The following is a 13,286-nucleotide window of genomic DNA, read 5'->3' as shown; positions in this document are numbered from 1 at the left end:
CAACTGTCCCCTTGCCCCGTGGCGTCTTGACGCCCGGGGTGTTTTTACAATGCGCCCTTTTGCTGTTGCTGATTTGCGGCGCAATCCTGCACACCACTGTCCTGAGCAAGCTGGCTGCCATTCTCTCGGTGATCTGGGTCGCGACGCAATGGACGCGGCTCATTCCGCTGGCACGACTGTTTGTCGGCATCGCGGCGGCCTGTTTCGCCCTCTGCATTTTGCTCTGGCCAGAGGCCGCGCCGCGTCTGATGACGGCGCTGGTGCAGGGCACTGGATTTGCCGGGCTGATGATGGTGTTGGGGCTGCTGCGTCAACCGGTCAAACGCGCCGAGGTGACCCGCGAAGCCGCCGAATATCTTCTCTCTTTTCGTCCGAAACATCGCTATGGCAGCGTGCTTGCCGGCGCGCAGTTCATGGCCTTGATGTTCAACATCGGGATCATCGCGATGATCGGCGACCTGACCCAGCCAACGGACGGTCGCGATGTCCGGCATGATCCGGCACGGCGTGCCATGGTGATGGCGGCGATGCGCGGTGCAGCGCTGGTGTCGATCTGGTCTCCGATGTCGCTTGGCTTTGCAATTGTCACCGCTGGGGTGCCCACTATCGACCCGATGCAACTCATCGCCGTAGCCTTTGGGTTCACTGCCCTCCTTCTTATTCTGTCGGGTCACTTTCCGCTCTTGCCGAAGGCCGCGCAACTGCCGACAGAGGATGTCTGCAAATCTGAGACCGGCTCTGTGCTCTCTTTGGTCAAAGTCCTGGGCGCGAGTGCATTGTTGCTGATGCTGACGATCACCTTGCATCGCACGCTGGCACTGAGCTTCACGCTTTCTGCGGTCGTTGTCCTGCCGGTGTTCTCGCTGATCTGGCTGGCGCTTGAACCGTCGCGTGGCGTGGCCTACGGCGAACGGCTCAGATCCGCCTTGGCCGCTTTGGCGGACCTGCGCTCCGAGAGTGCGCTGTTTCTGTCCGCCAATGTCATCGGCGCGGCGCTGTCGCTGGTCATTCAGGCCAGCCCGCTTTGGCCCCTGTTGTCGAACGGTGGATTTGCCAGCCTGCCGACGCTGATCCTGTGCCTCTTCGCCATTCCGCTTGCCGCGGCGCTCTACTTGCCGAACAGCATCATGGTCGTTCTGACCGCACAGGTGCTTGGCCCGACGGTTCTGGGACAATCGCATCCGCTGGCGCTGGGGCTGACGCTTTGCATCGGTTGGGCGCTTGCGATCTGCGTCAACCCGATCAGCGCGATGAACCTTATCGTCGGGCGGTTTTGCGACGTGCCCGCATCGCGGGTGGCGCATCTCTGGAATGTGCGCTTTGTTGCTGTGACTTTTGTCCTCGCTGCGCTCCTCATCGGTTTCGTCTTTCAATTGGGAGGGTAAGCTCCCGTCAATGGAGGCTTCATGACACAGCTCACCGCATTCGGTCCCGATTTTCCTTTCGACTATGAGGCCTGGATCAGCCACCCGGCGGGGACTGGCTTCATCCCCAAGGACCTGCAGGGCACATCCGTTGCCGTAATCGGAGCCGGTGCCGCGGGCATCGTTGCGGGGTTCGAGCTGATGAAGCTCGGGCTCCGTCCCGTTTTCTACGAATCCGCGCAATTTGGCGGGCGTCTCAGATCGCAAGTGTTTGAAGGCAGCGACGGGATCGTGGCGGAACTGGGCGGCATGCGGTTCCCGGTTTCCTCGCGCGGGTTTTATCACTATCTCGACCTGACGGGATGTGAGACGAGGCCCTTTCCGAACCCGCTCACCCCGGCGGCGGGCTCGACCGTGATCGACCTCGAAGGGCGCAGCCATTTTGCGCGAAGCTCTGACGACCTGCCGCAAGTCTATCGCGATATTGCCGAAGCCTATAATACCGCCCTCGCGGAGCAGGCCGACTTCCCCGAACTTCAGGCTGCCGTGCGGGCCAAGGATGTCGCCCGGATCAAAGCCATTTGGGATCCGCTGGTCGCCGCTTGGGATGAGCGGACATTTTATGATTTCGTGACCCATTCGCGCGCCTTCCAGGGGCTCAATTTCCATCACCGCGAAATCTTTGGACAGGTGGGCTTTGGCACGGGCGGTTGGGACAGTGATTTTCCGAACTCGATGCTGGAGATTTTGCGCGTCAACCTGCTGGGCCTCGACGATGACCAAAGGTTTGTCGTGGGTGGCGTCGAGCAGGTTCTGCACAAGCTCTGGCGGCTGGCCCCCGATTGCGCCTATTGGCCGGAGGGCACGACGCTTGAGACCCTGAACGGCGGGGCGACGCGCAGCCGGGCCACGGCAATCTCACGGGCGGGCGAGCTGATCCGGGTGCGCGATCAATGGGGCAATGAGGCGGATTATCCTGCTGTGTTGGCGACCTGTCAGTCGCATCTTTTGACGACGGCGATCGAGGTCGAAGAGGCATTGTTCGATCAGAAACTCTGGATGGCGCTGGATCGGACGCGGTACATGCAATCCTCGAAAACCTTCGTGATGGTGGGTCGGCCGTTCTGGAAAGACATTGACCCGCAAACCAACCGGCCGACCTTGTCGATGACCCTGACGGACCGCCTGACCCGTGGGACGTATTTTTTCGACAATGGCGACGATCAGCCTGGGGTGATCTGCCTGAGCTATGCCTGGATGACCGATGCCCTGAAAGTGCTGCCGCTGTCGGATGAGAAACGTGTTGAGCTGGCCTTAAAGGCGCTCGCGAAAATCTACCCCGATGTCGATATCGCGTCCCATATCCGGGGTGCGCCGATCTGTGTCAGCTGGGAGGCCGATGAAAACTTCCTTGGCGCCTTCAAGGGCGCCTTGCCCGGACATTATCGCTACAACCACCGGATTTACGGTCATTTCATGCAGGATGGCTTTGCGGATTGCGAGAAAGGTCTTTTCCTCGCGGGCGATGGAATCAGTTGGACACCGGCCTGGGTCGAAGGCGCTGTGCAAACCGCGTTGAATGCCGTGTGGGGAATCATGAGCCATTTGGGAGGCGCATCTGCTGCCGAAAACCCCGGTCCCGGCGACCTGTATCCAGAACGCGCGCCAGTTCAGCTTCCTGAATGACCCATGATGAAAATTGGGGCGAAATGTGTACTCGCAATGATAAAAAGTCATGCAGAACCCTGCATTCCGTTCCTTTCCAATCGGCACCTCATCTGTCAGCCTGCTGTCATAAACACGGAAGAGACCGGACAAACGGTCAACCAAATGCATAAGATCAAACAGAGAGGACGATCATGAAAATAACGCTTAGCGCAGCTATTGCTGCCTCTACGCTGTTGGGTGGCGCTGCTATGGCAGAGATCTGGGATATGCCGATGGCCTACCCGGCTGCCAACTATCACACCGAGAACGCCCAGGAATTCGCCGATGCCGTCAAGGCATGCTCCGGTGGGGAACTGGAGATCGTCATTCACGCAGGCGGATCGCTTTTCAAAGGCGGAGAGATCAAGCGTGCCGTTCAGCTTGGCGAAGCACAGATTGGCGAGCGCCTGCTCTCGGCCCATGCCAATGAAAATGCGGTCTTCGCTTATGACTCCGTGCCGTTCATCGCGACATCCTTTGAAGCCTCTGATCAGCTTCGCGACGCGGCCGCGCCCACTTTGTCCAAGGTGCTGGCTGAGCAAAACCTGACGCTTCTCTATTCCGTACCGTGGCCGCCGCAAGGTCTTTACTTTGCCAAACCTGTCGCAAGTCCCAAGGATATGGAAGGCGTGAAATTCCGTGCGTATAACTCGATCACGGCACGGGTCGCTGAACTCGCCGGCATGGTGCCGACCCAAATCGAAGCCGCCGACCTGAAACAGGCGCTGGCAACCGGTGTCGTGTCTTCGATGATTTCCTCCGGTTCTACCGGCGTGGATGAAAGCGTCTGGGAAGACATGACCAATTTCTATGACGTTAAGGCATGGCTGCCGCGCAACACCGTCTTTGTGAACTCGGACGCGTTCAACGCGCTGTCCGACGAAGTGAAGACCTGTGTGACCGAGGAAGCCGCCAAGGCGCAGACCCGCGGCACCGAAAAGGCCGAAGCTCTGGCCAACGGTTTCATCGAGACGCTGGCCAGCAACGGCATGACCGTCGGTGCGCCGACGGAAGCCGTCGCCACCAAGCTGATGGGCATTGGCGAGGTCATGGTCGGCGAGTGGCTTGAAACAACCGGCGATGACGGCAAAGCCGTCATGGACGCCTATAAATCCGAATAAGGAGAGGCGAACACACCGCGAGGCACCTGCGAGATCCGTGGGTGCCACAGCACCTTCTTTCTTTGATTGAACGCCAGAGCGACTTGGCCGGGTTCGACGTGAAGGACAGGATGACTCTCGCGAAAATCGTTCGTCGCATGACCGATGACATATTCCCCGATATCCTATCTCGATACGAACCAACACAGAGGGGCCCGCATGCGCCGCCTGATCGACAGTCTCTACAAGTTTTCCGGCACCGGCGCGGCCATTTCCCTCGTTGCGATCCTGTGCCTCGTGGTGGCGCAGATGGTCAGCCGCTGGCTTGGCATCCTCTTCCCGGGGGGCGCGAACTATGCCGGTTACGCCATGGCTGCGGCCTCTTTTCTCGCTTTGGCCGATACGTTTCGCCACAATGAACATATCCGCGTCAGCATGTTGGTCGAACGCACGACCCGGCTGCGGCGCGCGGCTGAAATCTGGTGTTACACTGCGGGCAGCATCGTGGCGCTGTTCTTCGCCTGGTACGCGGTGCAAACGCCGATCCTGAGCCATAAGATCAATGATGTGTCTCAAGGGCAGGACGGAACGCCCCTCTGGATTCCGCAGATTTTCATGGCAGTCGGTGCCGTGCTCTTTGCGATTGCGGTGATCGACAGTCTCCTGGGTATCCTGTTCTCAGAGAGCTACGGTGTCGACGGACCGCGCAAACCGATCCTCAAGGAGGCTTTGGTCTCTACCAAATCCCGCGCGATCTTTGCCGCTGCCTGTGGCTTGGCGATCTATGCCGCGATTCATCTGATGACCGGCTTCGATCGCGATGCCGTTGGCCTGAAAATCGGTATTTTCCTCTTTGTGCTCTTCTTCTTGCTCGGCACCGGGCTTTGGGTGGGGCTGGCTCTCATGGGCGTGGCCTACATGGGCATGATCGGCTTCACGCCTCGCAACCCCGGCAGTTCCATGAGCATCACAATCTGGTCGTCGGCCTCGAGCTGGACCCTGACCTCTCTGCCGCTGTTCATCTGGATGGGGGAGATTCTCTATCGCACGCGCCTCTCCGAGGACATGTTCAAAGGCCTGGCGCCTTGGCTGTCGCGCTTTCCGGGTGGGTTGCTGCATACCAATGTCGTGGGCTGTACGGTCTTTGCGGCTGTTTCCGGCTCCTCTGCGGCGACGCTCACCACCGTCGGCAAGATGTCGATCCCGGAGCTGCGCAAGCGGGGATACCCTGAGTTCATGATCATCGGCACGCTCGCCGGGGCCGCCACTTTGGGTCTGATGATCCCGCCGTCCCTGACGCTCATTGTCTATGGCGTGACCGTGCAGGAGAGCATCACCAGCCTCTTTATGGCGGGTGTCATCCCGGGCCTCGTCTTGGCCGGTCTTTTCATGGCCTATATCGCGGGCTGGTCCGTGCTGCGCAAGGATCAGGCGCCCGCACCTGAGCCGCACATGTCATTTACGGCAAAGCTGCGTTCCTCTGTCCTGTTGATCCCGGTGATCGCACTGATCCTCGTGGTGATCGGGTCTATGTATCTTGGCCTCGCCACCGCGACCGAAGCCGCCGCCTTCGGGGTGATCGGGGCGCTGGTTCTCGCCGGGCTGCAGGGCTCTCTGAGTCGCCGGGCTTTCCTCGAAAGTCTCTTCGGTGCGACGCGCACCTCGGCGATGATCGCGATGATCCTGATGGGCGCAAGTTTTCTAACGCTTGCCATGGGGTTCACCGGGGTGCCGCGTGCTCTGGCCGGCCTCATTGCCGATATGGGCCTGTCGCCGGTGGCTCTGATCGTGGCGCTGACCCTGTTCTACATCGTCATCGGCATGTTCCTTGACGGGATTTCCGCGGTCGTTCTGACCATGGCCATCATCGAACCGATGGTGCGCGCGGCAGGGATTGACCTCTTGTGGTTCGGGATCTTCATCGTGGTCGTCGTGGAGATGGCCCAGATCACACCGCCGGTCGGGTTCAATCTCTTTGTCCTTCAGGGCATGACACGCCATGACATGGGCTATATCGCGCGGACCGCGCTGCCGATGTTCCTGATCATGTTGCTGATGGTGGCCATTCTGGTGCTCTTCCCGGGGCTCGTGACATGGCTGCCGGACATGGTGCAGGCCACGCAATGAGACCTCTGACATGGGTGGGCGGGCATGCGTCGGCCCTCCTGCTTCTCGGCTTTGTCACGACCTCCTTCCTTCCGGTCTCGGCCGAGACCATGCGGCCCCTATTGCCGCCTTTGGTCGTTTTGGTGACGGCGCTCGGGTTTGCCCGTCAGCCGCTGGATCCGGTGAGCCTGCGCGGTCTCCTCCAGATCAGGCACATCGCCTTTAGCCTCGTTTGGCTGGTCTCGACACAGGTTCTCGCCGCGTTTCTGGCCGTCTCGGTCGGGCGGGCCATTGGCGCGACGCCCGATCAGTTGGTCTTTATCGCCGCCTTCTTTGCCGCGCCGCCGATGAGTTCTGCTCCCAACATCTGCCTCATTCTCGGCTTTGATCATGCCATGTCTTTGCGCATCGCCGTGTTGGGCACGCTCTGTGCCCCCATTCTGATGCCTTTGACCCTGTCTCTGTCTGGCATGGGGCCCGAAGCCTCAGGCCTCGTGGTCGGGCTCAGGGTGTTCTCGATGCTGCTGAGCGGGATTGTTCTGGGCACTGTGATCCATCTCGCCCTGGGGCCGGTGCGGATCGCGCGCCATGCCCTGGCGCTGAACGGGCTGGCCGCTTTGGCGATGATCGCCTTTCTTATCCCACTGATGTCCGGAGCGATGGAGGCGATTGTCGCCACGCCGCATCTTGCACTCGGGTTGCTGAGCCTGGCTGTTGCGCTGAATATTCTCGGCAATCTTCTGGTGCGACTGGTGGCGCGTCTGCACCTGTCCGCGCAGCAGGCCGCGACACTTGGCTATCTGTTCGGCAACCGCAACCTGTCGCTCGTTCTGGCCTCCGTGCCTTTCGATCCCATCCTCACCCTCTTCGTCGCGCTCATGCAGGCGCCGATCTACGGCACTCCGGCGCTTTTCTCTTTTGTTCAAAGGACCCGTAGACCATGGCCCCCTTCATCGGAATTCTAAGCCTTGATACCCGATTCCCCCGTATTCCGGGCGACGCGGGGCATCCCGAGAGCTATCACATGCCCGCCCGTGTGCGGGTGGTCAAAGGCGCGGGCAGCACCGAGATCGTGCGCGATGGGCGTCCCGCGCCGGAACTGGTGACCTCGTTTCGAAGGGCGGCGGAAGAGCTGGTCGCCGAGGGCGCGTGCCTCATCACCTCGACCTGCGGTTTTCTGATCTCGGTCCAGGAAGACATCGCCGAGGGCCTGTCCGTGCCTGTGTGCCTGTCCGGCCTTTGCCTCTTGCCGACGGTGCGGTTGATGATGGGCAAGGCGCCGATCGGTGTCTTGACCGCCTCGGCGACATCGCTGGGCTACGGGGCCGTTCGGGCCGCGGGTCTGGCGCCAGACGATGTGCGGATCGGCGGGCTGGAGGACAGCACCCTTTTTTCCGAAACCTTCCTGAGCCGAAAAGACCAGCAGCGCGAGAGTTTTGATCGCGACGAGATGGAAGCCGAGGTGATCCGGGGCGCCATGCGTCTGATGGCGCGTGCGCCCGAAGTCGCCGCCATCGTGCTCGAATGCGGTAACCTGCCGCCTTATACGACCGCCATTCAGGAGGCGACCGGACGTCCGGTGTTCTCTATCCTTGATGCGGCACGTCTGGTCAGTCCTCTCGCGTCCTGAGGTCCTCCAGTTGCGTCGACAGAGCGCTTGCTGGGTACGTGGCCAACTCAGGCAGTTGAACATATAGCTCCGTTGGTATTTGTCCCGCGCGGGACAAAGCCTTGCCATCCGGGCCCACGACCAGAGACGCGCCCGAGAACTCCAACCCATTCTGAGTGCCGCAATAATTCGCATAGGCCACGAACTGACGGTTTTCGTGGGCGCGCGCAGGAACCAGAATGTCCTGCACATGCTCATATCCCACCGGATTGGCCGTCGGGACAATCACGACCTCCGCTCCCCGCTGCGCGAGGTCTCTCGCATATTCCGGGAATTCGATTTCGTAACAGATCAGCAGACCGCATTTGCGGCCGGCGATTTCAAAGGTGGGAGGGAGAGACCTGCCGGGGGTAAAGCTTTCGTGCTCCATCTCGCCGAAAAGCTGGTGCTTGCGATAGTGCGCCAAAATATCGCCCTTGGCACTCACGGCGGTTGCCGCGTTGTAAATTGTCCCATCATGATTTTCTGCCCAACCCAATACAATTGCGCATGTATATTCTCTCGCAATTCCGGCAATACGGTTCATCCACGACCCGCTTTGAGTTTGTGCATCATTGTTGTGGCGATCAGGAAAATTATAGCCTGGTAAGAAGAGTTCCGGGAATACGACCACATCAGGACGATGCCGTTTGGCGCCCGAAACCAAGGCGTCGATTGATGCAATAATTTCTTCGGACACATCATGAGATGAGTTTGGTTGGATGATGGCTAATTTCAATCGGAAACCATATTTCGTTGTTTAGGTTGGGCTATAGTTTACGCGCGCAAGGCGACTTGATGTAGCTTTTGAAATCCAAATGCGAACATTTTCCATTCTCTGACACTTAATTATTCTGTCTTCCAGAAGCGGCAAGGCAACGGATGTCAGATCAGATGACGGAAAGCAGCGTATTGAGCACGTCGGGCAATGTCAAAATAATGCTGTCGATAGAGATTTCAGCCTTAGACGGGACAGTTTCGGAAGGTCCGGTTAGAGTTCTTGAACATCGTGCTATCGCAATCGCAGCGAATGACTGTTTCCCGCCCTTCGCGTCTGATCACTTCCGTCCAGCCAGCCATGTTTTCTGCCAGAGGTAATAGGCTGACTGACTGATCGGCGGGCCCTCCAGAACCGCGAGGATTTTCCATATTTTTGTCCCTTTGTACCCTGCCTCGATCATTTGAATGGCGACGGCTTTGCGCAGGTCTGTCATGCTCGGTTTGCGCCCCAAGCGTTGGCCTCGGGCTTTGGCTTCTTGCAGTGCGATCTTGGTGCGGTCGGAGAAGCCTTTGCGGTCTAGACAGTTGAGGGCTGTCAACAGAGTGCCGATTTGGGACTGCCAATCGTTTCGGCTGTCGAATGCCTCATCAAGGCAGCGGATATGAATGCCTATCTTCCGCGCGGCTTCCAGTGTGGCGGCGATGCCTTGTGTTGAAAAATTTAGGTCGCTCAGAGACCGAGCAATCAGTTCCGCGTTCGCGCTCATGGAGCAGAGCCAGACGGGCGGTGCATTTGGCTCTTCAGGGTCGTCCGTGAGAATCCGTTCTGCCGGAATGACTCCCGCTTCAAGCCGTGAAACGGCGACCTGCCGATCTTCAGCACTTCGCAGCCCAGAGATCACGCCACAGAGGTTTGCGGACAAAACAAATAAGGAAAATTGGTGGAGTCGATCGGGATCGAACCGACGACCTCGTCATTGCGAACGACGCGCTCTCCCAACTGAGCTACGACCCCACTCTGGTCAAAGATGTGAGACTTTCGGGCCGGAAAGTCAAGCGACCCGAAAAGGGACTTAGGCCGGAAGTCTGCCGTTTTGTTCGACAAAAGCGACGATGTCACGCGCCGGGCGGGCGCCTGCGATGCGGGCGACTTCCTTGCCGCCCTGGTAGAGGATCAGTGCGGGGATACCGCGAATGCCGTTTTTCATCGACACGGTCGGGTGGTCTTCGGTGTTGATCTTGGCAAAACGTGCCTTGCCCTTGAGCTCCTGCGCCGCTTTGGCAAATTCCGGCGCCATCATGCGGCACGGGCCACACCAGGGCGCCCAGAAATCCACCAGCACCGCCAGATCGTCCTTTTTCGACAGCGCCTGAAGCCCTTTCGGGTCCAGCTCCGCCACTTTGCCGGACATCAAAGGCTCGCCACAGGTGCCACATTTCGGGCCTGCGGTGAGTTTCGCCACGGGCACGCGGTTCACCTGACCACAGGTCGGACAGGCCAGTTTCACATCGGTTTTCTCAAGAGCGGCGGCCATGGCCTGCCTCCTTTTCATATTCGCGTTACGGAATATATGTAACCTGACACAGTCCGATTCAAGAGGCCAAAATGACACCCTTTCGCGATCTGCCATTCGAAGAACAGACACGCCTGCGCGCGGCCTATGAAGACGAAATGGCCCGTCAGACAACCACCTGTTCGATGGACGAGAAAATCAGCCGTTTCAACGCATGGCTCATGCCGCAGGGCGTCTCATTTACCGAGGACGACCTGCGGCCCAAACGACTTTAATCACTCCGCCGCTTCGATATAGCTCTCGGGCGGTGGGCAAAGGCAGATCAGGTTGCGGTCGCCATAGGCGTTGTCGACACGCCCCACAGGCGGCCAATATTTGTCGACGCGGAACGCCCCCGGCGGGAAGCATCCCTGTTCGCGCGGGTAAGGCCGATCCCAATCGGCGACCAGATCGTTCACCGTATGCGGCGCATGTTTCAGCGGATTGTTGTCTTGCGGCAGCGCGCCACTTTCGATCTGCGCAATCTCGTGACGGATTGACAACATCGCCTCGCAGAAGCGGTCCAGTTCGGCCTTGGTCTCGCTCTCCGTCGGCTCGATCATCAGCGTGCCGGGCACCGGGAAGGACATGGTCGGGGCGTGAAAACCGCTGTCGATCAGGCGTTTCGCGATGTCATCGACGGTCACATCCGTGGTCTTTTCAAACCCGCGTGGATCAACAATGCACTCATGCGCGACACGCCCCTGTTTGCCTTTGTAAAGCACAGGGAAAGCGTCGTTCAGGCGCGCGGCGATGTAGTTGGCATTGAGGATCGCCACCTTCGTCGCCTGCGTCAGCCCCGCGCCGCCCATCAGCATGCAGTACGCCCAAGAGATCGGCAGGATCGAGGCGGAGCCGAAATTCGAGCCCGACACCGGGCCGATGTCGCCCGAGCCATCCGGTGCGCCGGGCAGGAAGCGGGCAAGATGCGCTTTGACCCCGATCGGCCCCATGCCGGGACCGCCGCCGCCATGCGGAATGCAGAAGGTCTTGTGCAGGTTGAGATGCGACACGTCGGAGCCGATCTCACCGGGTTTCGCAAGCCCCACCAAGGCGTTGAGGTTCGCCCCATCGAGATAGACCTGCCCGCCATGGTCGTGCGTGATGCGACAGACCTCTTTCACCGTTTCCTCGAACACGCCATGCGTCGAGGGATAGGTGATCATGCAGGCCGCAAGTTTGCTGCCCGCGGCTTCGGCCTTGGTGCGGAAATCATCCAGATCAATATCACCATTTTCGGCAGTTTTCACCACCACGACCTTGAGGCCGACCATCTGCGCGGAGGCCGGATTGGTGCCATGCGCCGACATCGGGATGAGACAGATGTTGCGCCCGCCCTGCCCGTTCGCACGGTGATAGGCCTGAATGGTCAAAAGCCCGGCATATTCGCCCTGCGCGCCGGAATTCGGCTGCATCGACATGGCGTCATAGCCGGTGATCTCGCAGAGCTTGGCGGAGAGATCGTCGATCATATAGCGGTAGCCCTCGCTCTGATCCTCCGGCGCGTAAGGATGGATCGCGTTGAATTCCGGCCATGTGATCGGCATCATCTCGACAGCGGCGTTCAGCTTCATTGTACAGGAGCCAAGCGGGATCATCGCGCGGTCCAAGGCCAGATCGCGGTCCGCCAGACGACGCATATAGCGCATCATCTCGCCCTCGGCGCGGTTCATGCCGAAAATAGGATGCTCCAGATAGGCGCTCTCACGGAGCAGCTTTTCCGGGAAGCCGAGGCCTGGGAAGCCCGAGGGCACCTCCGCCTCATGCCCGAAAGCGCGCCAGACTTTGGCGATCACCTCGTCATCGGCCATTTCATCCATCGAAATCCCGATCCGACCCTTGCCCACTTTGCGCAGGTTCAGGCCTTCGGCGACGGCAGAGCGCAAGATCACGCCCTGCATCGCGCCGACCTCAACCGTGATCGTATCAAAGAACGCGGCGGGCGAGACTTTGAAGCCTTCTGCTTTCAGCCCCTCGGCCAATTTCACGGCCTTGGCGTGAATCTGTTCGCCAATCGCACGCAAGCCCTGCGGCCCGTGGAAAACTGCATAGAAGGACGCCATGACAGCGAGCAAGGCCTGCGCGGTGCAGACGTTCGACGTCGCTTTTTCGCGGCGGATATGCTGTTCGCGGGTCTGAAGCGACAGGCGGTAAGCGCGGTTGCCGCTCGCATCGACCGAGACGCCAACGATGCGACCAGGCATGGAGCGCTTCATCGCATCCTTGCAGGACATGAAGGCCGCATGCGGACCACCGAACCCCATCGGCACACCGAAACGCTGCGCCGAGCCGACGGCAATGTCCGCATCCATCGCGCCCGGTTCCTTGAGCATCGTCAGCGCCATCAGGTCGGTCGCCATGACCGCCACGGCTTTGACCTCATGCAGCGCTGCGATTTGGGCGGTGAAATCCTGCACTTCGCCGTAGGTGCCGGGGTATTGGAAGATCGCGCCAAAGACGTCTTCGGGCACCAAAGCGCGCGGATCGGCGATGATCAGCTCGATCCCCAGAGGGGCCGCGCGGGTTTTCATCACCTCGATGTTTTGCGGATGACAGTTTTCGTCGATGAAGAACGCCTTGGCCTTCGATTTCGCGACGCGCTGCGCCATGGTCATCGCCTCGGCGCAGGCGGTGGCCTCATCGAGCAAGGACGCGTTGGCGACCGGCAGGCCGGTGAGATCGCTGACCATGGTCTGGAAGTTCAGCAAAGCCTCCAGACGCCCCTGCGCGATCTCCGGCTGGTAAGGCGTATAGGCTGTGTACCACGCCGGGTTCTCCAGGATATTGCGCTGGATCGCGGGCGGCGTGGCGGTGCCGTAGAACCCCTGCCCGATGAGCGAGGTCATTACGAGATTGCGCTTGGCCACCTTACGGATATGTCCCAGCACCTCATGTTCGGTCATCGGCGCCCAGTCGAGCGGCTCCATCTGACGGATCGCCATCGGCACGGTCTCGTCGATCAAGACATCGAGAGACGTGGCGCCGATCACTTTGAGCATCTCGGCCATCTCGTCGGGAGACGGGCCGATGTGCCGGCGGTTGGCGAAATCATAGGGGTTATAGCTCGACGGGGTATAGGCCACGGTGC

Annotated in this window: 11 protein-coding genes, 1 tRNA gene and 1 pseudogene; 8 read left to right on the top strand and 5 right to left on the bottom strand. The window is 59.9% G+C overall.

Annotated elements, in window-relative coordinates:
• Window positions 1-59 precede the first annotated feature (59 nt).
• The 7 genes and pseudogenes from HCZ23_RS10235 to HCZ23_RS10210 all read left to right on the top strand — a co-directional run bounded on the left by HCZ23_RS10235 (window position 60) and on the right by HCZ23_RS10210 (window position 7,907).
• Window positions 60-1,385 (top strand): hypothetical protein, encoded by a 1,326-nt coding sequence (locus tag HCZ23_RS10235; protein ID WP_167601628.1) that lies wholly within the window; start codon window positions 60-62, stop codon window positions 1,383-1,385.
• 21 nt (window positions 1,386-1,406) lie between these two features.
• Complete coding sequence (locus tag HCZ23_RS10230; RefSeq protein WP_167601627.1) at window positions 1,407-3,050, top strand: NAD(P)/FAD-dependent oxidoreductase; 1,644 nt, start codon at window positions 1,407-1,409, stop codon at window positions 3,048-3,050.
• A 173-nt stretch (window positions 3,051-3,223) separates the two neighbouring features.
• Entirely contained in the window at window positions 3,224-4,192 is a 969-nt protein-coding gene (locus HCZ23_RS10225) for a TRAP transporter substrate-binding protein (RefSeq protein WP_167601626.1), read from the top strand.
• Window positions 4,193-4,336: 144 nt separating this feature from the next.
• A pseudogene (locus tag HCZ23_RS18085) lies at window positions 4,337-4,828 on the top strand (TRAP transporter small permease); the annotation flags it as partial.
• A gap of 144 nt (window positions 4,829-4,972) precedes the next feature.
• Entirely contained in the window at window positions 4,973-6,298 is a 1,326-nt protein-coding gene (locus HCZ23_RS10220; RefSeq protein ID WP_254870229.1) for a TRAP transporter large permease, read from the top strand.
• The gene (locus tag HCZ23_RS10215; RefSeq protein WP_167601624.1) at window positions 6,295-7,242 is read left to right on the top strand and encodes a hypothetical protein; all 948 of its coding nucleotides are present in this window, start codon (window positions 6,295-6,297) and stop codon (window positions 7,240-7,242) included. The genes HCZ23_RS10220 and HCZ23_RS10215 overlap by 4 nt, the downstream gene beginning before the upstream one ends.
• Window positions 7,218-7,907: an aspartate/glutamate racemase family protein gene (locus HCZ23_RS10210; RefSeq protein ID WP_167601623.1), complete on the top strand. Its 690-nt coding sequence runs from the start codon at window positions 7,218-7,220 to the stop codon at window positions 7,905-7,907. Before HCZ23_RS10215 ends, HCZ23_RS10210 begins: the two co-directional genes overlap by 25 nt.
• Here the strand turns inward: HCZ23_RS10210 and HCZ23_RS10205 are convergent.
• The 4 genes from HCZ23_RS10205 to trxC form a co-directional block, all read right to left on the bottom strand.
• A complete protein-coding gene (locus HCZ23_RS10205) occupies window positions 7,888-8,664 on the bottom strand; it encodes a carbon-nitrogen hydrolase family protein (RefSeq protein ID WP_167601622.1) in 777 nt (258 codons plus the stop codon). The genes HCZ23_RS10210 and HCZ23_RS10205 overlap by 20 nt on opposite strands.
• A gap of 319 nt (window positions 8,665-8,983) precedes the next feature.
• Window positions 8,984-9,547, bottom strand: a complete 564-nt coding sequence (locus HCZ23_RS10200) for a recombinase family protein (protein WP_167601621.1) — start codon at window positions 9,545-9,547, stop codon at window positions 8,984-8,986.
• Between the two features lie 37 nt (window positions 9,548-9,584).
• Window positions 9,585-9,660, bottom strand: a tRNA-Ala gene (locus HCZ23_RS10195).
• Window positions 9,661-9,718: 58 nt separating this feature from the next.
• The gene (gene trxC / locus HCZ23_RS10190; protein WP_167601620.1) at window positions 9,719-10,180 is read right to left on the bottom strand and encodes a thioredoxin TrxC; all 462 of its coding nucleotides are present in this window, start codon (window positions 10,178-10,180) and stop codon (window positions 9,719-9,721) included.
• 71 nt (window positions 10,181-10,251) lie between these two features.
• Here trxC and HCZ23_RS10185 point away from each other — a divergent pair, with 71 nt between their 5' ends.
• Entirely contained in the window at window positions 10,252-10,434 is a 183-nt protein-coding gene (locus HCZ23_RS10185) for a hypothetical protein (protein WP_167601619.1), read from the top strand.
• Here the strand turns inward: HCZ23_RS10185 and gcvP are convergent, their stop codons facing one another.
• Window positions 10,435-13,281, bottom strand: coding sequence for an aminomethyl-transferring glycine dehydrogenase (gene gcvP / locus HCZ23_RS10180; protein WP_167601618.1), 2,847 nt, complete (start codon window positions 13,279-13,281; stop codon window positions 10,435-10,437).
• Window positions 13,282-13,286 lie beyond the last annotated feature (5 nt).

The organism is Celeribacter sp. HF31 (genome assembly GCF_011806455.1).
Lineage (GTDB): Bacteria > Pseudomonadota > Alphaproteobacteria > Rhodobacterales > Rhodobacteraceae > Celeribacter.
The sequence above is the reverse complement of the archived record's forward strand: the minus strand, read 5'-3'. Positions and strand labels throughout refer to the sequence as shown.

Bases quoted from the DNA above. Each gene is read 5' to 3' on its own strand.
- HCZ23_RS10215 (WP_167601624.1), top strand. From the start codon at position 6,295: ATGAGACCTCTGACATGGGTGGGCGGGCATGCGTCGGCCCTCCTGCTT.
- HCZ23_RS10185 (WP_167601619.1), top strand. From the start codon at position 10,252: ATGACACCCTTTCGCGATCTGCCATTCGAAGAACAGACACGCCTGCGC.
- trxC (WP_167601620.1), bottom strand. From the start codon at position 10,180: ATGGCCGCCGCTCTTGAGAAAACCGATGTGAAACTGGCCTGTCCGACC.
- HCZ23_RS10230 (WP_167601627.1), top strand. From the start codon at position 1,407: ATGACACAGCTCACCGCATTCGGTCCCGATTTTCCTTTCGACTATGAG.
- HCZ23_RS10220 (WP_254870229.1), top strand. From the start codon at position 4,973: ATGACCGGCTTCGATCGCGATGCCGTTGGCCTGAAAATCGGTATTTTC.
- HCZ23_RS10210 (WP_167601623.1), top strand. From the start codon at position 7,218: ATGGCCCCCTTCATCGGAATTCTAAGCCTTGATACCCGATTCCCCCGT.
- HCZ23_RS10225 (WP_167601626.1), top strand. From the start codon at position 3,224: ATGAAAATAACGCTTAGCGCAGCTATTGCTGCCTCTACGCTGTTGGGT.